The organism is Mesorhizobium sp. ZC-5, assembly GCF_025753855.1.
In the GTDB taxonomy this organism is placed as follows: Bacteria; Pseudomonadota; Alphaproteobacteria; order Rhizobiales; family Rhizobiaceae; genus Neomesorhizobium.
The window spans coordinates 1-20,617 of the sequence record NZ_JAOWPT010000005.1; the positions used below are offsets into that span (position 1 = coordinate 1).

At 60.7% G+C, this 20,617-nt stretch carries 17 protein-coding genes, 1 tRNA gene and 1 pseudogene; 13 read left to right on the forward strand and 6 right to left on the reverse strand.

Annotation, left to right across the window (positions count from 1 at the left end):
- From tuf to rpoC, 10 genes and pseudogenes are all read left to right on the forward strand, one after another.
- Positions 1 to 119 (forward strand): annotated as a pseudogene (gene tuf / locus OHD58_RS15060) (elongation factor Tu); the annotation flags it as partial.
- 132 nt (positions 120 to 251) lie between these two features.
- Positions 252 to 327, forward strand: a tRNA-Trp gene (locus OHD58_RS15065).
- A gap of 295 nt (positions 328 to 622) precedes the next feature.
- Positions 623 to 826 carry a preprotein translocase subunit SecE gene (gene secE / locus OHD58_RS15070; protein WP_263804239.1) on the forward strand — a complete coding sequence of 68 codons (204 nt, stop codon included), beginning with the start codon at positions 623 to 625 and terminating at the stop codon, positions 824 to 826.
- A gap of 26 nt (positions 827 to 852) precedes the next feature.
- Complete coding sequence (nusG, locus tag OHD58_RS15075) at positions 853 to 1,380, forward strand: transcription termination/antitermination protein NusG (protein ID WP_263804240.1); 528 nt, start codon at positions 853 to 855, stop codon at positions 1,378 to 1,380.
- Positions 1,381 to 1,534: 154 nt separating this feature from the next.
- On the forward strand, positions 1,535 to 1,963 hold the full coding sequence (rplK, locus tag OHD58_RS15080) for a 50S ribosomal protein L11 (RefSeq protein ID WP_263804241.1): 429 nt from the start codon (positions 1,535 to 1,537) through the stop codon (positions 1,961 to 1,963).
- A gap of 4 nt (positions 1,964 to 1,967) precedes the next feature.
- Positions 1,968 to 2,666, forward strand: a complete 699-nt coding sequence (gene rplA / locus OHD58_RS15085; protein WP_263804242.1) for a 50S ribosomal protein L1 — start codon at positions 1,968 to 1,970, stop codon at positions 2,664 to 2,666.
- A gap of 362 nt (positions 2,667 to 3,028) precedes the next feature.
- Positions 3,029 to 3,547 (forward strand): 50S ribosomal protein L10, encoded by a 519-nt coding sequence (gene rplJ / locus OHD58_RS15090; RefSeq protein ID WP_263804243.1) that lies wholly within the window; start codon positions 3,029 to 3,031, stop codon positions 3,545 to 3,547.
- Positions 3,548 to 3,600: 53 nt separating this feature from the next.
- Complete coding sequence (gene rplL, locus OHD58_RS15095) at positions 3,601 to 3,978, forward strand: 50S ribosomal protein L7/L12 (RefSeq protein WP_263804244.1); 378 nt, start codon at positions 3,601 to 3,603, stop codon at positions 3,976 to 3,978.
- A 237-nt stretch (positions 3,979 to 4,215) separates the two neighbouring features.
- A complete protein-coding gene (gene rpoB / locus OHD58_RS15100) occupies positions 4,216 to 8,352 on the forward strand; it encodes a DNA-directed RNA polymerase subunit beta (protein WP_263804245.1) in 4,137 nt (1,378 codons plus the stop codon).
- A 191-nt stretch (positions 8,353 to 8,543) separates the two neighbouring features.
- Entirely contained in the window at positions 8,544 to 12,740 is a 4,197-nt protein-coding gene (gene rpoC, locus OHD58_RS15105; protein ID WP_263804246.1) for a DNA-directed RNA polymerase subunit beta', read from the forward strand.
- Between the two features lie 214 nt (positions 12,741 to 12,954).
- Here rpoC and OHD58_RS15110 read toward each other — a convergent pair whose 3' ends face one another.
- The 6 genes from OHD58_RS15110 to OHD58_RS15135 form a co-directional block, all read right to left on the reverse strand.
- Positions 12,955 to 13,422 (reverse strand): carboxymuconolactone decarboxylase family protein, encoded by a 468-nt coding sequence (locus OHD58_RS15110; RefSeq protein ID WP_263804247.1) that lies wholly within the window; start codon positions 13,420 to 13,422, stop codon positions 12,955 to 12,957.
- A gap of 118 nt (positions 13,423 to 13,540) precedes the next feature.
- Positions 13,541 to 14,650 carry a phosphatase PAP2 family protein gene (locus OHD58_RS15115; RefSeq protein ID WP_263804248.1) on the reverse strand — a complete coding sequence of 370 codons (1,110 nt, stop codon included), beginning with the start codon at positions 14,648 to 14,650 and terminating at the stop codon, positions 13,541 to 13,543.
- A gap of 83 nt (positions 14,651 to 14,733) precedes the next feature.
- Complete coding sequence (locus OHD58_RS15120; protein ID WP_263804249.1) at positions 14,734 to 15,162, reverse strand: HIT family protein; 429 nt, start codon at positions 15,160 to 15,162, stop codon at positions 14,734 to 14,736.
- A 71-nt stretch (positions 15,163 to 15,233) separates the two neighbouring features.
- Positions 15,234 to 16,460, reverse strand: a complete 1,227-nt coding sequence (locus tag OHD58_RS15125) for a GNAT family N-acetyltransferase (RefSeq protein ID WP_263804250.1) — start codon at positions 16,458 to 16,460, stop codon at positions 15,234 to 15,236.
- Positions 16,461 to 16,512: 52 nt separating this feature from the next.
- Positions 16,513 to 17,241, reverse strand: coding sequence for a glycerophosphodiester phosphodiesterase (locus OHD58_RS15130; protein ID WP_263804251.1), 729 nt, complete (start codon positions 17,239 to 17,241; stop codon positions 16,513 to 16,515).
- A gap of 21 nt (positions 17,242 to 17,262) precedes the next feature.
- Complete coding sequence (locus OHD58_RS15135) at positions 17,263 to 17,727, reverse strand: RidA family protein (RefSeq protein WP_263804252.1); 465 nt, start codon at positions 17,725 to 17,727, stop codon at positions 17,263 to 17,265.
- A 139-nt stretch (positions 17,728 to 17,866) separates the two neighbouring features.
- On the opposite strand from OHD58_RS15135, the gene OHD58_RS15140 reads away from it, so the two are divergent.
- The 3 genes from OHD58_RS15140 (at position 17,867) to OHD58_RS15150 (ending at position 20,408) form a co-directional block, all read left to right on the forward strand.
- Positions 17,867 to 18,691 (forward strand): cell envelope integrity EipB family protein, encoded by an 825-nt coding sequence (locus tag OHD58_RS15140; protein WP_263804253.1) that lies wholly within the window; start codon positions 17,867 to 17,869, stop codon positions 18,689 to 18,691.
- A gap of 22 nt (positions 18,692 to 18,713) precedes the next feature.
- Positions 18,714 to 19,013, forward strand: coding sequence for a DUF4031 domain-containing protein (locus OHD58_RS15145; RefSeq protein ID WP_263804254.1), 300 nt, complete (start codon positions 18,714 to 18,716; stop codon positions 19,011 to 19,013).
- Positions 19,014 to 19,112: 99 nt separating this feature from the next.
- Entirely contained in the window at positions 19,113 to 20,408 is a 1,296-nt protein-coding gene (locus OHD58_RS15150; RefSeq protein WP_263804255.1) for a hypothetical protein, read from the forward strand.
- Positions 20,409 to 20,617: the final 209 nt, after the last annotated feature.

Genomic DNA, 20,617 nt, shown 5'->3' on the forward strand with positions numbered 1-20,617 from the left:
ACATCACGGTCGATGTCGAACTGATCGTGCCGATCGCCATGGAAGAGAAGCTGCGCTTCGCCATCCGTGAAGGCGGCCGTACCGTCGGCGCCGGCATCGTCGCAAGCATCAAAGAGTAAGCGCGACCTTCGAGAAATGAAAAGGGCAGCCTCAGGGCTGCCCTTTCTGTCGGTCCGAGGTTTCGAGCGCTCTTTACAGATGCGCCGGAAATCCTTAGGAAGCGCCTGCCGCGCAGTTGATGCGCCGCGAGTAGGGGTATAGCTCAGTTGGTAGAGCGGCGGTCTCCAAAACCGCAGGTCGCGGGTTCAAGCCCTGCTGCCCCTGCCATACCCGCCAGCGAGCGGCCAAAATATATAGGCGGTACCGGGACGATTGGATGGTTCCGGGCCGGCGTCTAAACACAAAACGGGTCAACGGCACTTGCGCTGCCGGGGAATCGGTTTTATGTAGGCGATAACAGACACGCGGTGCGTGGAGCTGGATAGCCAGCTTTACGCGCCCGAATTGCATGTCTGGAGCATTGGCGCCGATTCGGGCGACGGGTCTCCAGGCGTAATCCAAATCCCCGGCGGCGGGCATAACAAGAAGTTTCGGTCTACGAGACTTCGAAAAAGAGCGGCAAATGGCGTCAAAGACCACCAATCCCTTCACCTTTCTTCAGCAGGTGAGGTCTGAGACCGCGAAGGTTACCTGGCCATCGCGGCGCGAGACGATGATCTCGACAGTCATGGTTCTGGCCTTTGCCTTCATCGCGGCGATTTTCTTTTTCACCGCCGACCAGCTGATGGCGTACGGGGTCGAGCTGATCCTCGGCATCGGGCGATAGAATCGGCGACTAGGAGAGAACATCTGATGACTGCGCGGTGGTACATCGTCCACGCTTATTCGAATTTCGAGAAGAAGGTCGCCGAGGATATCGAGAACAAGGCCAAGCAGAAGGGCCTGAGTTCGCAGATCGAGCAGATCGTCGTTCCGACGGAGAAAGTGGTCGAAATCCGCCGCGGCCGCAAGGTCGACGCCGAGCGCAAATTTTTCCCGGGCTACGTCCTCCTGAAGGCAAACCTGACCGACGCAGTGTTCAGCCTCGTGAAGAACACGCCGAAAGTTACTGGATTCCTTGGCGATTCGAAGCCGGTGCCGATCTCCGACAAGGAGGCCGACCAGATCCTGCATCAGGTGCAGGAAGGTGTCGAGCGGCCAAAACCGTCGGTCACTTTCGAGATCGGCGAGCAGGTCAGGGTGTCGGACGGTCCGTTCGCATCGTTCAACGGCTTCGTTCAGGAAGTCGACGAGGAGCGGGCGCGGCTCAAGGTGGAAGTGTCGATCTTCGGTCGTGCCGTACCGGTCGACCTGGAATTCGGTCAGGTCGAAAAGGGCTGACCAGACGATCCCGCCGCCGGTTCGCCGGCGACGCGGAGCTGACGAAGCAAGCTTCGTCGAATTGGTGGGAGGCGAGGGCGGCTTAGCCGGTTGTCCGATCCGCACCACCGAACTGCAACCGCCGGCATGGCCGGCATGAAAAGAGGCAGACGAGATGGCTAAGAAAATTGCAGGCCAGCTCAAGCTCCAGGTTTCCGCGGGTTCGGCGACACCGTCGCCCCCGATCGGCCCTGCGCTTGGTCAGCGTGGCATCAACATCATGGAATTCTGCAAGGCGTTCAACGCGCAGTCGCAGGAAATGGAAAAGGGTTCGCCGATCCCGGTGGTCATCACCTACTACCAGGACAAGTCGTTCACCTTCGTCATGAAGACGCCGCCGGTGAGCTACTTCCTGAAGAAGGCCGCCAACCTGAAGTCGGGCTCCAAGGAGCCGGGCAAGGTGAAGGCCGGCACGATCGCCCGCGACAAGGTGCGCGCCATCGCCGAAGCCAAGATGAAGGACCTCAACGCAAACGACGTCGAGGCGGCGATGCGCATGGTCGAGGGTTCCGCCCGTTCGATGGGCCTGGAAGTGGTGGGCTGAGATCATGGCAAAGATTGCAAAGCGTGTAGCCAAGTCCCGCGACGGCATCGACCCGAACAAGGCCTACGGCCTCGGTGAGGCGATCAAGCTGCTCAAGGACCGTGCGACGGCGAAGTTCGACGAGACCGTCGAAGTCGCGATGAACCTCGGTGTCGATCCGCGCCATGCCGACCAGATGGTCCGCGGCGTGGTCAACCTGCCGAACGGCACGGGCCGTACCGTCCGCGTCGCTGTGTTCGCGCGCGGCGATAAGGCCGAGGAAGCCAAGGCTGCCGGTGCCGACATCGTCGGTGCGGAAGAGTTGGTGCAGACCGTGCAGGGTGGAACCATCGATTTCGACCGCTGCATCGCGACGCCGGACATGATGGGCCTGGTCGGTCGCCTCGGTAAGGTGCTCGGCCCGCGTGGCCTGATGCCGAACCCGCGCGTCGGCACCGTGACCATGGATGTCGCCGCCGCCGTGAAGGCGTCGAAAGGCGGTGCCGTCGAGTTCCGCGTCGAGAAGGCTGGCATCATCCATGCCGGCGTCGGCAAGGCTTCCTTCGACGCCAAGGCGATCGAAGAGAACGTCCGCGCCTTCGCCGATGCGGTGATCAAGGCCAAGCCGACAGGCGCCAAGGGCAACTACGTCAAGAAGGTGTCGGTCACCACGACGATGGGTCCCGGCCTCAAGATCGACGTCGCGACGCTCGCGCTGTCGTAACCTGAAATTCCGCGGCGAACGCCTGGCGTTCGGTGCGGCGAAGAATTCTGGACCCTGTAAGGGGTTCGGATTCCGGAAGCCCGAAAGGGTTTCCGGACATCCTGTCCGAGATTGCAGGCGGCCCGGCCTTAATCAATTTGGGCCTGCATGAGACGGGTGAAGACCCGACAAAGGAGCACATGAGCTCCAATGAAAGGTTCGAACCGTGTTTGCCTTTTGTCTGCGCACCGGATTTCCGGTGTGGCGAAAGGGGGCAGGATCCTCGAGCGTCGTTCGGGAGATCCAGTTACTGGATAGCCCGCCCGGCAAAAGGCAACCAGACCGTGACCCGCGAATGGGAAGCGGTCAACTGGAGATAGGCAGTGGACAGAGCGGAAAAACGCGAACTCGTCACGGGCCTGAACGATGCGTTCTCGAATGCAGGTTCAGTCGTCGTGGCCCACTACGCCGGTATCACCGTTGCGCAAATGAACGACCTTCGGTCGAAGATGCGCGCAGCCGGTGGCACCGTCAAAGTCGCGAAGAACCGTCTCGCCAAAATCGCTCTTCAGGGCACGGAATCCGAAAGCATCATCGATCTGTTCAAGGGACAGACGCTGATCGCCTATTCGGAGGATCCGATTGCGGCGCCGAAGGTGGCGTCCGATTTCGCCAAGGGGAATGACAGGCTTGTCATTCTCGGTGGCGCGATGGGCACGACCTCGCTCAACGCCGATGGGGTGAAGGCTCTCGCCACGCTCCCGTCGCTGGACGAGCTGCGCGCCAGGCTGGTTGGCATGATCGCCACGCCGGCAACCCGGATCGCCCAGATCGTCAATGCACCCGCGGCTTCGGTCGCGCGCGTCATCGGCGCTTACGCCCGGAAGGACGAGGCGGCATGAGGCCGTTCCTCGCTGTCACCAACACTTGTTCGAACTTTTGAAGGAATGTGAAAATGGCTGATCTGTCAAAGATCGTAGACGACCTTTCGAAGCTGACCGTCCTCGAGGCGGCCGAGCTCTCGAAGCTCCTGGAAGAGAAGTGGGGCGTTTCCGCCGCTGCTCCGGTGGCGGTTGCCGCTGCCGGCGGTGGTGCCGCTGCTGCTGCTCCGGCTGAAGAGAAGACCGAATTCGACGTGGTTCTCACCGATGCCGGCGCCCAGAAGATCAACGTGATCAAGGAAGTGCGCGCCATCACGGGTCTTGGCCTCAAGGAAGCCAAGGACCTGGTCGAGGCCGCTCCGAAGCCGGTCAAGGAAGCCGTGTCGAAAGCCGACGCCGACAAGTTCAAGGCGCAGCTGGAAGCTGCCGGCGCCAAGGTCGAGCTGAAGTAAGCTTTTCGCGTGTTCCGGCGGGCGGGTGTTCCGTCCGCCGTTACCGCGGTTCGAGTTGTGTTCGAGAACCTCTTTCCTGAGGGCCGGAAACGGCCTTCAGGAAACGGGTTTTCAACCGTTTTAGCCGACCGCCGAGAGGCGGCGGAAAACTGAAAGAGGGATCGCCTGCGGTGGCGGTCACGAAATTGCAAGGCGAGCAGTGCGAGGCCGCCCCAAGAAGCTAGCCAAGGAGCGACGATGGCCCAGACCCAGACTTTCAATGGCCGCAGACGCGTACGCAAGTTCTTCGGAAAGATTCCGGAAGTTGCGGAGATGCCGAACCTCATCGAGGTTCAGAAAGCATCCTATGATCAGTTCCTGATGGTGGACGAGCCCAAGGGCGGCCGGCCGGACGAGGGACTGCAGGCCGTTTTCAAGTCAGTCTTCCCGATCCAGGACTTTTCCGGCACCTCGATGCTGGAATTTGTGAAGTATGAATTCGAAGCGCCGAAGTTCGACGTCGATGAATGTCGCCAGCGTGACCTGACCTATGCGGCGCCGCTCAAGGTGACGCTTCGCCTGATCGTGTTTGATCTGGACGAAGATACTGGCGCCAAGTCGATCAAGGACATCAAGGAGCAGGACGTCTACATGGGCGATATGCCGCTCATGACGTCCAATGGCACCTTCATCATCAACGGCACCGAGCGCGTGATCGTTTCGCAGATGCACCGGTCACCGGGCGTCTTCTTCGACCATGACAAGGGCAAGTCGCATTCGTCGGGCAAGCTTCTGTTCGCGGCGCGGGTCATCCCGTATCGCGGCTCCTGGCTCGACATCGAGTTCGATTCCAAGGACGTCGTGCACGCCCGCATCGATCGCCGCCGCAAGATTCCGGTGACGTCGCTGCTGATGGCGCTCGGCATGGACGGCGAAGAGATCCTGTCGACCTTCTACAACAAGATCACCTACAAGCGTTCGAAGGATCATTGGCGCATTCCGTTCAATGTCGACCGTTTCCGCGGCCTCAAGGCTGTCGGCGACCTGATCGACGCGGACACGGGTGAAGTCGTCGTCGAGGCCGGTAAGAAAATCACTGCACGCCAGGCCAAGCAGCTCGCTGAAAAGGGCCTCAAGGCGATCAAGGCAACCGAAGAGGATCTGCTCGGCAACTATCTTGCCGAGGATATCGTCAACTATGCCACCGGCGAGATCTTCCTCGAGGCCGGTGACGAGATCGACGAAAAGACCCTCAAAGTGCTGATGGCAGCCGGTGAGGAGGACATCCAGATCCTCGACATCGATCATGTCAATGTAGGCGCCTACATCCGCAACACGCTTGCCGTGGACAAGAACGAGAGCCGCCAAGATTCGCTGTTCGACATCTACCGCGTCATGCGTCCGGGCGAGCCGCCGACCATCGACACCGCCGAAGCCATGTTCAATTCGCTGTTCTTCGACAGCGAACGCTACGACCTTTCGGCTGTCGGCCGCGTCAAGATGAACATGCGTCTCGAACTCGACGCCGAGGACACCGTGCGCGTGCTGCGCAAGGAGGACATCCTTGCCGTGGTCAAGACGCTGGTCGAGCTGCGCGACGGTAAGGGCGAAATCGACGACATCGACAATCTCGGCAACCGCCGTGTGCGTTCGGTCGGCGAATTGATGGAGAACCAGTACCGCGTCGGTCTGCTCCGCATGGAGCGCGCGATCAAGGAGCGCATGTCCTCGATCGAGATCGACACTGTGATGCCGCAGGATCTGATCAACGCCAAGCCGGCGGCTGCCGCCGTGCGCGAGTTCTTCGGTTCCTCGCAGCTGTCGCAGTTCATGGACCAGACCAACCCGCTGTCGGAGATCACCCACAAGCGTCGTCTCTCGGCGCTTGGACCTGGTGGTCTGACCCGCGAGCGCGCTGGCTTCGAAGTGCGCGACGTTCACGTCACGCATTACGGCCGCATCTGCCCGATCGAGACGCCGGAAGGCCCGAACATCGGCCTGATCAACTCGCTGGCGACCTTCGCGCGTGTCAACAAGTACGGCTTCATCGAGAGCCCGTACCGCAAGATCGTCGACGGCAAGGTCACCATGGACGTCGTCTATCTTTCGGCGATGGAAGAGGCGAAGCACTATGTCGCCCAGGCGAACGCGGAACTCGACAAGAACGGCAGCTTCACCGACGAATTCGTGATCTGCCGCCACGCCGGCGAAGTTATGATGGCGCCGCGCGAGAACGTCGACCTGATGGACGTGTCGCCGAAGCAGATGGTGTCTGTCGCGGCAGCGCTGATCCCGTTCCTCGAGAACGACGACGCCAACCGCGCCCTGATGGGCTCCAACATGCAGCGTCAGGCCGTGCCTCTGGTACGAGCCGAAGCGCCGTTTGTCGGCACGGGCATGGAGCCGATCGTCGCCCGCGACTCGGGCGCCGCCATCGGCGCACGCCGCGGCGGTATCGTCGACCAGGTCGATGCGACGCGTATTGTTATCCGCGCGACGGAAGACCTCGACCCGGGCAAGTCCGGCGTCGACATCTACCGGCTGATGAAGTTCCAGCGTTCGAACCAGAACACCTGTATCAACCAGCGCCCGTTAGTGCGGATGGGCGATAAGGTCAACAAGGGCGACATAATCGCGGATGGTCCGTCGACTGACCTCGGCGATCTGGCGCTCGGCCGCAACGTGCTTGTCGCGTTCATGCCGTGGAATGGCTATAACTACGAGGATTCGATCCTGCTTTCCGAGCGGATCGTCGCCGACGACGTCTTCACCTCGATCCATATCGAGGAGTTCGAAGTCATGGCGCGCGATACCAAGCTCGGGCCTGAGGAAATCACCCGCGACATTCCGAACGTTTCGGAAGAAGCGCTGAAGAACCTCGACGAAGCCGGCATCGTCTATATCGGCGCCGAAGTTCAGCCAGGCGACATCCTGGTCGGCAAGATCACGCCGAAGGGCGAAAGCCCGATGACGCCGGAAGAAAAGCTTCTGCGCGCCATCTTCGGCGAAAAGGCCTCGGATGTGCGCGACACCTCCATGCGCATGCCGCCCGGGACTTTCGGCACCGTCGTCGAAGTGCGCGTCTTCAACCGCCACGGCGTGGAGAAGGACGAACGCGCCATGGCCATCGAGCGCGAGGAGATCGAGCGTCTTGCCAAGGACCGCGACGACGAGCAGGCGATCCTCGACCGCAATGTCTACAGCCGACTCAGCGATACGCTGACCGGCAAGGAGGCGATTGCCGGGCCGAAGGGCTTCAAGAAGGGTAGCAAGCTCTCGAAGGAAGTCTTCGAGGAGTACCCGCGCTCGCAGTGGTGGCAGTTCGCCGTCGAGAACGAGAAGCTGCAGAGTGAGCTCGAGGCGTTGCGCGGCCAGTACGACGATTCCAAGAAGGCGCTCGAGCAGCGCTTCATGGACAAGGTCGAGAAGGTGCAGCGCGGCGACGAGATGCCGCCCGGCGTCATGAAGATGGTCAAGGTATTCGTCGCCGTGAAGCGCAAGATGCAGCCCGGCGACAAGATGGCAGGCCGTCACGGCAACAAGGGCGTCGTCTCCAAGATCGTTCCGGTCGAGGACATGCCGTTCCTCGAGGACGGTACGCATGCCGACATCGTGCTCAACCCGCTGGGTGTGCCGTCGCGCATGAATGTCGGCCAGATTCTGGAAACGCACCTTGGCTGGGCTTGCGCCGGCATGGGTAGGAAAATCGGCGAACTGATCGACGCGTACAAGGCGGCTGGAGACATCAAGCCGCTGCGGGCGACGATCGAGGAACTGATCCCGGCCAACGACCGCAACGAGCCGGTCCGCCAGTATGATGACGAGAGCGTCGTGCGGCTTGGCGAACAGATGCGGCGCGGCGTTTCGATCGCCACGCCGGTGTTCGACGGGGCGCACGAGGTCGACATCAACGAGATGCTGACCGAGGCCGGTCTCCATACGAGCGGCCAGTCGCAGCTCTATGACGGCCGCACCGGCGAGCCGTTCGATCGCAAAGTGACGATGGGCTATATATATATGCTCAAGTTGCACCATCTGGTGGACGACAAGATCCACGCGCGTTCGATCGGACCGTACTCGCTCGTTACCCAGCAGCCGCTGGGCGGCAAGGCGCAGTTCGGCGGCCAGCGCTTCGGCGAGATGGAGGTCTGGGCACTCGAAGCCTACGGCGCCGCCTACACGTTGCAGGAGATGCTGACGGTGAAGTCGGACGACGTCGCCGGCCGCACCAAGGTCTACGAAGCGATCGTCCGTGGCGACGACACCTTCGAAGCGGGCATCCCCGAGAGCTTCAACGTTCTCGTCAAGGAAATGCGCTCACTTGGTCTCAACGTCGAACTGGAGAACACCAAGATCGACGAAACTCCGCACCGTCTGCCCGACGCTGCCGAGTAAGGAAACGGCAGCGCCGCGAAGGTCGAAAAACTCTCGCGGCGCTGCCTGACAAATTTACGGCCGTTGATGCGGCCGGCTAATGGATCCGGAAAGTTGCGCGCTCAGGCGCTGCGGGCGCCGGATCACCGAAGGGTGGCAACGCCCTTGAATGTTCGAAAAGGGGCCGTCCCAGCCCCGCAAAGGAGAACGGCATGAACCAAGAGGTCATGAATCTCTTCAACCCGCAGGCGCCTGCGCAGGTGTTCGATTCCATCCGGATCTCGCTCGCCAGCCCTGACAAGATCCTGTCCTGGTCGTTCGGTGAGATCAAAAAGCCGGAAACGATCAACTACCGCACCTTCAAGCCGGAGCGTGACGGGCTGTTCTGCGCGCGCATCTTTGGTCCGATCAAGGACTACGAGTGCCTGTGCGGCAAGTACAAGCGCATGAAGTACAAGGGCGTCATCTGCGAGAAGTGCGGCGTCGAAGTCACGCTGTCGCGCGTTCGCCGCGAGCGCATGGGCCACATCGAGCTCGCTGCTCCGGTGGCGCACATCTGGTTCCTGAAGTCGCTGCCGTCGCGCATCGGCACGCTGCTCGACATGACGCTCAAGGATATCGAGCGGGTTCTCTACTTCGAGAACTACATCGTCACCGAGCCAGGCCTGACTTCGCTCAAGGAAAACCAGCTCCTCTCGGAAGAGGAATACGGCATTGCCGTCGACGAGTTCGGCGAGGATAGCTTCACCGCCATGATCGGTGCTGAAGCCATCCACGATCTGCTCGCGGGCATGGACCTCGAGAAGATCGCCGGCGACCTGCGCTCCGATCTCGCCTCGACCACGTCCGAACTCAAGCAGAAGAAGCTTCTGAAGCGGCTCAAGGTCGTCGAGAACTTCATGGAATCCGGAAACCGCCCGGAATGGATGATCATGAAGATCGTCCCGGTCATCCCGCCGGACCTGCGTCCGCTGGTGCCGCTGGACGGCGGCCGCTTCGCGACGTCCGACCTCAACGATCTCTACCGCCGCGTCATCAACCGCAACAACCGCCTCAAGCGGCTGATCGAGTTGCGCGCGCCGGGCATCATCATCCGCAACGAGAAGCGCATGCTTCAGGAGGCCGTCGACGCACTGTTCGACAACGGCCGCCGCGGCCGCGTCATCACCGGCGCCAACAAGCGTCCGCTGAAGTCGCTGTCCGACATGCTGAAGGGCAAGCAGGGCCGGTTCCGTCAGAATCTGCTCGGCAAGCGCGTCGACTATTCCGGCCGCTCGGTCATCGTGACCGGCCCGGAACTGAAGCTGCACCAGTGCGGCCTGCCGAAGAAGATGGCGCTCGAACTGTTCAAGCCCTTCATCTACGCCCGCCTCGACGCCAAGGGTTATTCCTCGACCGTCAAGCAGGCGAAGAAGCTCGTCGAAAAGGAAAAGCCGGAAGTCTGGGATATTCTCGACGAGGTGATCCGCGAGCATCCGGTGCTGCTCAACCGCGCGCCGACGCTGCACCGCCTCGGCATCCAGGCGTTCGAGCCGATCCTGATCGAAGGCAAGGCAATCCAGCTTCACCCGTTGGTCTGCACCGCCTTCAACGCCGACTTCGACGGTGACCAGATGGCGGTCCACGTGCCGCTGTCGCTGGAAGCGCAGCTCGAAGCCCGCGTGCTGATGATGTCGACCAACAACATCCTGCACCCGGCTTCCGGTGCGCCGATCATCGTGCCGTCGCAGGACATGGTTCTCGGTCTCTACTACCTCTCGATCGTCAACGAGAACGAGCCGGGCCAGGGCATGGTGTTCGCCGACATGGGCGAACTCCAGCACGCGCTGGAGACCAAGGCTGTCACGCTGCACGCCAAGATCAAGGGTCGCTTCAAGACCCTCAATGCGGAAGGAAAGCTGGAGTCGAAAATCTACGACACGACGCCCGGCCGCATGATCATCGGTGAGTTGCTGCCGAAGAACGTCAATGTGCCGTTTGAGACTGCCAACCAGGAGATGACCAAGAAGAACATCTCCAAGATGATCGACACCGTCTACCGCCACTGCGGTCAGAAAGAGACGGTCATCTTCTGCGACCGCATCATGGCGCTCGGCTTCGCGCATGCCTGCCGTGCCGGCATCTCCTTCGGCAAGGACGACATGCTGATCCCGGATTCCAAGCTCAAGCTGGTGACCGACACGGAGGCTTTGGCCAAGGAATACGAGCAGCAGTACAATGACGGCCTGATCACTCAGGGTGAGAAGTACAACAAGGTTGTCGACGCCTGGGCCAAGTGCTCGGAAAAGGTCGCCGACGAGATGATGGCTCGCATCAAGGCGGTCGAGTTCGAGGATAGCGGCCGCCAGAAGCCCATGAACTCGATCTACATGATGTCGCACTCTGGCGCCCGCGGGTCTCCGACCCAGATGCGCCAGCTTGCCGGCATGCGCGGCCTGATGGCCAAGCCTTCGGGCGAGATCATCGAGACGCCGATCATCTCGAACTTCAAGGAAGGCCTGACCGTGCTCGAGTACTTCAACTCGACCCACGGCGCTCGCAAGGGCCTGGCCGATACCGCCTTGAAGACGGCGAACTCGGGTTACCTGACGCGGCGTCTTGTCGACGTGGCTCAGGACTGCATCGTCAATGCGATCGACTGTGGCACCGACAAGGGCCTCACCATGCAGCCGATCGTCGATGCAGGCCAGGTTGTTGCTTCGCTCGGCCAGCGCGTGCTTGGACGCACGGCGCTGGACGACATCAACCATCCGGTCTCGGGCGAACTGCTCGTCAAGGCCGGCACGTTGATGGACGAACGCGATGTAGAGCAGATCGAGAAGGCAGGCGTGCAGTCGATCCGTATCCGTTCAGCGCTGACCTGCGAGGTCAGGACTGGCGTTTGCGCGGTCTGCTACGGTCGCGACCTGGCACGTGGTACCCCTGTCAACCAGGGCGAAGCGGTTGGCGTCATTGCAGCGCAGTCGATCGGCGAGCCGGGCACCCAGCTCACCATGCGTACCTTCCACATGGGCGGCACGGCGCAGGTCGTCGACTCGTCGTTCCTGGAAGCCTCGTATGAGGGCAAGGTCGAGATCCGCAACCGCAACGTTGTGCGCAACTCGGACGGCAATCTCGTGGTTATGGGCCGCAACATGGCGATCCTCATCCTCGACGAGGCCGGCAAGGAACGTGCGACGCACCGCGTCACCTACGGTTCGCGGATCTTTGTCGACGACGGCGACAAGGTGAAGCGCGGCCAGCGCGTTGCCGAGTGGGATCCGTATACGCGTCCGATGATGACCGAAATCGAAGGTACCGTGACGTTCGAGGATCTGGTCGATGGCATTTCCGTTCAGGAAACCGCCGACGAGTCGACCGGTATCACCAAGCGCGAGGTCATCGACTGGCGTTCGACGCCGCGCGGTTCGGACCTCAAGCCGGCGATCACGATCCACGATGCCAAAGGCAAACTCGGCAAGCTGGCCAAGGGCGGCGATGCCCGCTTCCAGCTTTCGGTTGAGGCCATCCTTTCGGTCGAGCCGGGCGCTCATGTGAAGCCCGGCGACGTGCTGGCGCGTATCCCGATGGAAAGCGCGAAGACGAAGGACATCACCGGCGGTCTGCCGCGTGTTGCCGAACTCTTCGAAGCACGTCGTCCGAAGGACCACGCCATCATCGCCGAGATCGATGGCACGATCCGCTTCGGTCGCGACTACAAGAACAAGCGTCGCATCATCATCGAGCCGCATGACGAGCAGGTCGAACCGGTCGAGTACCTGATCCCGAAGGGCAAGCCGTTCCATCTGCAGGACGGCGACGCCATCGAGAAGGGCGACTACATCCTCGACGGTAATCCGGCGCCGCACGACATCCTGGCGATCAAGGGCGTGGAGGCTCTGGCTTCCTACCTCGTCAACGAGATCCAGGAAGTCTACCGGTTGCAGGGCGTTCTGATCAACGACAAGCACATCGAGGTGATCGTTCGCCAGATGCTGCAGAAGGTCGAGATCACGGTGCAGGGCGACTCGACCTACATTCCGGGCGACCACGTCGACGTGATCGAACTGGAGGAGGTCAACGAGCGCCTGGTTGAGGACGGCAAGAAGCCGGCCGAAGGCCAGCCTGTGCTGCTCGGCATCACCAAGGCGTCGCTGCAGACCCCGTCGTTTATCTCGGCCGCCTCCTTCCAGGAGACGACCCGGGTGCTCACGGAAGCTGCGGTTGCCGGCAAGACCGACATGCTGCAAGGCCTCAAGGAGAACGTCATCGTCGGCCGCCTGATCCCGGCGGGTACCGGCGGCACGATGAGTCAGATCCGGCGCATCGCCACGGCACGCGACGAACTGATCCTCGACGAGCGCCGCAAGGCGTCCGGCGTGGAAGTCGCCGATCCGATGCTGGCCGACATGTCGAACGCCGCCCAGTAAGGCGTCGACAGTCTCGAAGAAAAAAGCCGCCGGTCGTTGCCGGCGGCTTTTTTCTTTGCTTGCGAGTGGGTTAGCCTGGGCGCCGTTTCACACGTGAGTCACACAGCTGCTGTTTATTAATATCAGCGGATATAGGTCATCGACCTCATGCCGTGTTCGACCGCCCGGGATGTGCCCCATCCGGGCGGTTTTTTTCTGAAACGAGCTAGCCCTATCAGGCGGCGGCCAACAGCTTTTTCTCGCCGGGATGAACGCTGCGGAAGCCGATGGAGATACGGTTCCAGGTGTTGATGACGCCGATCAGCAAGGTGAGTTTGACCAGTTCTTCCGGCGTGAACTCGCTTGCGGCAAGTTCATAGTCCGCGTCGGGAGCGTGTGTCTGCGAAATCAGCGTCAAGGATTCGGTCCAGGCGAGTGCCGCGCGCTCGCGTGGCGTGTAGAGGGTCGATTCATGCCAGGCATTGAGCAGGTGGAGCCGGGCATCACTTTCGCCGGCGGCGCGGGCGTCCGTCGTGTGCATGAACATGCAGAATGCGCAGCCATTGATCTGTGAAGCGCGTGTCTTCACCAAGTGGATAAGGCTGTGCTCGAGACCGCAATCCTTCACGTAATTCTCAAGGGCCGTCATCGCCGCGATCGCTTCCGGCGCTGCGGTGTAGGGGACGATACGGGACATTGTCATTCCTTTCGCTATTTGTTTTCCTCATATCGATGACGACATAGCGTGGCATATTGTGACAAGTGCCGGAACTTTTTTCGTTTGTATTTTAGAGGCAGCTGATTGCGTTGGCGCCTCTGCTTCAGGCGTATTCCAGGCCATGCGCGCGCGAGGTTGAAAGCACGCTGCCCGTCACTTTCCAGATCGCGACGGCGAACAGGGCACCGGCGTAACCGTCGATCGCGTAGTGCCAGGCAAGAACGACCGAACCGAGCATAATGATTGCCGCGAAGCCCCACATGATGATGCCGGCGTATTTCGAACGCCGCGTCGCATAGAGAGCAAAAAGAACCGCCGAGGCTACGTGCATCGACGGAAATGCCGAGATGCCCATGCTGCCGCCTGATTTGCCGGTAAACCCATCCCAGAGCATGTCCTGCGTCGACAAAGCCCAGATCGGATATGTTTCGTTGGCCCGCGTCAGTGCCTCCATCAGCGGCTGGTAAGTGCTGCCGGCGCCGATGCGTTCGAAATAACATGGTCCCGCCGACGAGAAACCGATCGCGACAAAGAACCCGCCAATGAGCCAGACCAGCATGAAGCTGATAAGGAATTGATGGCGCAGCAGGGTATCCCGGTATGTGATAGCAGCGGTGAAAACAGTCGATATCAGCGCGATGAACCAGAAATTGTAGGCGAAGTTCAACGCGAAAACTGCGGCGGGAATGTCGAGCAGCCACCACAGCCACTCGTGCGGCATCCAGCCGAAATGCAAAATCCGGTCGATTTCCGCCAGCGCGGGATCCCAAGAAAACGGCTTGAGGATGCTGATTGCCCCCTTGAGTACCGAAAACGCCGACGTGAAGATCATGATCGCGACGATGCCGTTGAAGCCGTTCGACAACCGTTCCGGGTTGCTGAAAAACCGTCTGAATGAAGAAAAAAACTCACGTGACGGTGATGGATTGCGGTCGACAATGGCCAACCAGAACAAGCGGAAAACGGCATAGCTGCAGCCGCCGACCCAGAAAGCCACGGAAAGGTTGAAGGCATAACTCCGCACCACGCGGAAATCCGGCAGATTGCCAGTGAATGAGCCAACTGCGAACGCTATGGCCAGGGAAATCAAGGCAAGCGCAATTATATAACGGTGGCGAAGGAGCGATGCCGCGGCTATCGCGGCCAAAGCGCGAATACGGCCAACCGGCTGGACGATACCGGACGATCCCAGGGTGCCGATCGTATACTGCATTGCGCTCCAAGCTCCTTGCGGAGTTTTAGCTGTGCGCGGTTGCTATTTTACTAATCGGGGCCGGCATCAATACGCGTGCGGTGTCAGTTAAGAGCCGCGCTGATCTTTGCGGCGTTCGCCGCGAGAATTTCCGGCTTTTCCATCTGCCCGGTATGCGGCCTCAGGGTGATCCCTTCGAAACGCGGAATGATATGGACATGCAGGTGGAAAACCACTTGGCCGCCAGCCTGCTCATTGAACTGTTGGACGGTAACACCATCTGCGGAAAACGCCTTCATCACCGCGCGCGCCAGCTTTTGCGTTGTGTGCATTAAAGTCGTGAGGCTGTCCGGGTCGACGTCGAGGATGTTGCGCGATGGCTTTTTCGGAATGACCAGACAATGGCCGTCGCCGCGCGGCATGATGTCCATGAAGGCGAAGGTGTCGGCGTCCTCGTAGATCTTGTGCGATGGCAACTCGCCGCGCAGGATTTTTGCGAAGATGTTGGTGTCGTCGTAGGGGGGAGTCGTCATCTGTTCCTCATCGGATGCGTCGTCGGGCATATTCCCGCGCCGATCCGCCCGGCGTCAACCTTGAGGAGGCGTCATTCCTCGGCTTGCAGCGGGCCTTTGCGGAAGGGGCCGTGTTCGCCGAGATATTCGCCGACATGGGCGACTTCGCGCCGCTCGCGCTTGAGGTAGTCGGCCACCGCATTTCTGAGGCCGGCATGGGCGATATAATGTGCCGAATGCATGGTCACCGGCATGTAGCCGCGCGCAAGCTTGTGCTCTCCCTGCGCGCCGGCCTCGACTACCTTCAGCTTCCTGTCGATGGCAAAGTCGATGGCCTGATGGTAGCAGACCTCGAAATGCAGGAAGGGATGGTCCTCGATACAACCCCAGTTGCGTCCGTAGAGTGCATCCGAGCCGATGAAGTTGATGGCGCCGGCGATGTAGCGGCCGGCTCGCTTGGCCATCACCAAGAGGACATCATCGCGCATGCGCTCGCCGATCAGCGAGAAGAAGCGGCGGTTGAGATACGGGCGACCCCATTTGCGGCCGCCGGTGTCCATGTAGAAGGCGAAAAAATCGTCCCAAACCCGCTCGGTCAGGTCGCTGCCAGTCAGCCAGTCGATCGAGATGCCGCCGCTCAGCGCCTCGCGCCGTTCCTTCTTCAGAGCCTTGCGCTTGCGCGATGCCAGCGTGGCGAGAAAGTCGTCATAGCTCGTGTAGCCGTCGTTGAAGAAGTGGAATTGCTGATCGGTGCGATGCAGGAAGCCTGCCTGTTCGAGAGCCTCGACATCGGACTGTCGGGCGAAGGTGACGTGGGCGGAGGAGACGCCGAGCTTGTCGGTCACAGCTTTCAGTCCCGCGGCGAGCGCGGTCCTTACCACGTCCGGGTCGACCCCTTGGCGGCGCACCAGAAGGCGAGGGCCGGTCACCGGCGTGAATGGTACAGAGATCTGCAGTTTTGGATAATAACGGCCGCCAGCGCGTTCGAAAGCATCGGCCCAGCCGTGATCGAAAACATACTCGCCCTGGCTGTTCGACTTTGCGTAGCAGGGCACGGCGCCGAGCAGGGAACCGTCCGGCGTTTCGAGTCGCAAATGATGGCCTTGCCATCCCGAGCGGCCAACAGCGCAGCCGGACTCTTCGAGAATCTTCAAAAAGTCATATGAAATGAACGGGTTATAGCCGTTTTCTTCATCGCCTCTTGTGGTGCCGGCAAGACTAGCCCACTCATCTTCGGTGAAGGCGCCGATACTGGCGGCGGCGCGGATGGCGTAGTCGCCATCCGCTTTCCCATCACCGCCGTCGCCGTTTTTCGTCATGGACCTTAGATACGTTGCCTATCTGCCGGTGCAAGGCCACACGGCCGCGACGTCACGATACCAGCGCCGAATCCGGTTCGAAGCCTTCGAAGGTCATCTGGTCGACATGTGCGAAGGTCTTGGTGACATCGGCCTGGTCGCGCACCGTCCATGAAATCACAGGCATTTCGAGTTTTTCGCGAACAAAGGTGATGAAACGGTTCGGCAGGTCGAAAACACCGTAGGACACAAAGGAAATATCGTGTCCGAGCATCGAGAAATGCTGTTCCAGTTCGTGGGTGAGGGAGCCGCAGGCGGTCAGCCCGGCCGGGATATCCTTGGCATGCGCCGGAAATTGACGGATCAGCCAGTGGTCGAAGGACATGATCGCCGCCGTGCCGTCATAGGCGCGCAGCATCTCGCAGACACGCTCGACAAGCCCGTTATCGTGTCCAGGAATGCCTTTCAATTCCACTACCAAGGGCACCCGGCCATCGACCAGATCGAGCATTTCCCGGAGGGTAGGGGGATGGTCGCTGGTGCCGCCAATCCTTAGCGCCGCGATCTCGACGGCGGTCCGTTGCCAGATGTCGCCTTGCGTGCCGGTAAGCCGCTGCAGCCCGTGGTCATGGAAGATCACAGGCACGCCGTCGCTGGTCAGGTGCACGTCGCATTCAATGGCATAGCCGCGTTGTGCTGCGGCCTCGAAGGCAGGCAGCGTGTTTTCCCACCGCTTGTTGTTGAGGTCGTGGAAGCCGCGATGCGCCACCGGGCGCTTGGTCAGCCAGGAAATATCGCTCATGGGTTGTCTCGTGGCTGGCGTTTATGCGGTTTCAATGATGGCTTCGATTTCTACAGCGGCGTTGAGCGGCAGTGAAGCGGTACCGACGGCCGAACGCGCATGCTTGCCGCGCTCGCCAAGCACGGCGACGAGGAAGTCGGACGCGCCGTTGGCGACGAGATGCTGTTCGGTAAAATCCGGCGACGATGCTACGAAGACGGTGATCTTCACGATACGCTCGATCTTCTCCAGGTCGCCTAGAGCCGCCTTCGCCTGCGCAAGAATGTTGATCGCGCAGAGTTTTGCGGCTTCCTTGCCGGCGGCGACATCGACATCACGACCAAGCAAGCCGGAAACGGCAAGCTTGCCGTCCTTCAGCGGCAACTGGCCCGCCGTGAGGATGAGGCTTCCGCTGCGCATGAACGGCACGTAGTTCGCCGCGGGTGCCGCAGCAGCCGGCAGTGAAACGCCAAGTTCGGCGAGCCGGTTTTCGATTGTATCAGCCATCAAGTCGTCCTGTTGTCTGGTGTTGATATCCGTGAGGCGCCGAAGGTGCTATTTTTGCCTCGCTTCCGCCACGACTTTTTTTAATGTAGGCCTTCTTTGATTGCGGCTATTGGACGGTCGCGCCGAGTGGAGTCGTTTTATGCGCGCATCGCGCCTTGCCTTGTTTGCCCTCGCTGCTTCTTCCACAATCGCTGGCCTGCCAGCCGCAGCCGCGCCGCTTCTTGCGCCACATCGCGCCGTATACGATCTGGCGCTGGACAAGGCCACCGAGCGTTCCGGGATAACCGGGCTCTCCGGCCGAATGGTCTATGAATTCAACGGCTCGGCCTGCGAGGGTTATACGACCACCTTCCGCTTCGTGACCCGCATCGATACCGGCGAGTCCAGCCGGCTGACCGATCAGCAGACGACCACCTTTGAGGATAGTGAAGGAAAAACATTCTCCTTCGTTACGAAATCCTTCGTCGATCAGAATCTCGACAAGGAAATCAAAGGTATGGCGACGCGCGAATCATCCGGCCTGACCGTCGACATCGAAAAACCGGAAGAACAGGTTGTCGATCTCGGTCCGACACAGTTTCCGACGCAGCACATGATCGAGCTTATCGGAAAGGCCGAAAAGGGCGAGAACTTCTATGAGACCAACCTCTTCGATGGGTCCGAGGATGCCGACAAGGTGATGACGACGACGGTCGTGATCGGCAAGCGGGAGAGCGCCGAGAAAAGTGATCCCGAACTGCCGGCACTCGCAGGCCTCGACAAGGATGCCTATTGGCCGGTCGACATCGCTTATTTCGACGAGGCGCAAGAGGGTGGCGAGGAACTGCCCGAATATCGCATCAGCTTCAAGATGCATGACAACGGGCTGACCCGTGACCTCACGATGGACTATAACGAGTTCTCCATGAAGGGAAAGCTGGTCAACCTGTCGCTCTTCGACAAGCCGAAGCCTTGTACCAAATAAGCTGAAAGGGTTGGCGACCGGCGTGGCGGTCTATGTCGACGACGCTATCTGGAGATGGGTCGGCAAGCGCTGGTGCCATCTGCTCGCCGACGATATCGAAGAACTCCACCGTTTTGCAGCGCGCCTCGGCGTCCATCGCCTAGTCTACCAGGGGCCGCCGAAAACGTCTGCGCCACATTACGACATCACTGCCTACGAGCGGCAGCGCGCCATCGCGCTTGGCGCAGTGCCGTGCACCCGCGAGCAGATCGTTGCTGTGTTTCGCCGCGTTCGCGTCACGAACGGCAAGGTTCACAAGCCCCGAACAGCTCCGAGATCTTAAGCGATTCACCGTGTCGTGAACATTGTTCGCGATTGTGCCTTAATTTCTCGCCATCCTGTGTTTCGGCGCAATAGAGTGGTGCGCAAGGGGAGGCGACGGGTGGGTGAACTTGACGTTTTCGTGGCTCCGAGGCCGAACTTTCCGCTGATCGGCGTGATGACCCATGTCAACCGGACGGTGATGCTGAAGGGTATCGCCGGACTGCGCGATCTGTTTCCCTTCAATCGCGTCGCCGGACTGCGTGGTATCGCCAACATCCCCAATTTCGATTTCCCGGAAGCCGACCGCACCAGGTTGGCGTCGGTGATCGGGGCAGGGAAGGCAACGTTTCTGACCCCGAACCATCCCGAGTTCTTCACCGACTGGATGATCGACAAGGAACTGGCGTCGCAGGTTGCCCCGAAGGCTGCCTTCTGGGCGACCCACAGCGTCGTCAATGGGCTCGGTCGGATGGCTCAGAAGTTCTGGCTTGCCAACAATCTGATCGCGCAGATTCCCGGGAACAGCGCGCCTGCACGCGAATATTCGATCGACTGGGCGCTGAAGGGACACGGGCTTCTGCTGCATCCCGAAGGTATGGTCGGTTGGCACGGCGATTACGTCGGCCCTTTGATGAGCGGTGTGGTCGAGATGGCGCGTGAGGCCTTGCGGCGGGGACGGCAGACCAATCCGGCGCTGCAGGTGTGGATCGCGCCGGTTGTGTGGAAGCTGACCTTCGACCGCGATGTTGAAGGAGAGTTGCACAAGGAGTGCGCCTATGTCGAACGCCGCCTGAAGATTGCGCCACCTTCAGCCGGAATGCCGTTACCGCAGCGGGTATACAGGCTCTACGAGATTTTGCTTACCCGCGACGAGCAGGCGACCGGCATCGCCGTTCCAGGTGGCGCCAGTTTCGCCGAACGGAAACGAAGCCTCGCCGCAGCGCTCTGCTCGGAGCTTGCCGCTCTGCTGGGTGTAGAGACAGCCGAACCCGCCTCGTTGCTGCGCTCGGCGCGCCGGAGATTGCGTGAGGCCGGCAATGCCGGGTCCGCGGATACAGCCAAGTTGAGAGCGGCAACCCGCATGCTGGAACTCAATCTTCGACTTGGCAAGTTCGCCTTCGCCGGCGAAACCGTGTCGCAGGAAGGTCTCGCTGAACACCTCAAGCGCATCCGCAACGACTATCTGAAAAGCGGACTGCGCGACACGCTCAATCTGTTCGTGCCGCAACCTGCCGGGCCGCGCACGGCGCATATCAGGGTGCCGGAACCACTGGCCACGCATGAGTTTGACCAGACGGACGAACAGGCGTTGGACCTTGTCCGTTCGCGCATGCAAGCCGCGCTCGATACGATCAACGCTGATCTGTATGCTAGGGGCGGCGTGAAAATATATGCGAATCCGTTTCGCGGCTGATGCTTTGGGGCTCGCGTAAAATGATCGGCAGCGCGAGTACCACTGCGAGCAGGGTAGGGTTGTTTGGCCGGCGGTCGAATAGGTAGCGGTTTCCGGATTGAAGAGCGCGAATCCTGCCTGGCTTGCTTTTGTGAGCCGTACCCTCTATATGCGCGCTCATTCCACACACGGACTTGGTTTCCGACCGGGAGAAATCCGGAGGCGACCGC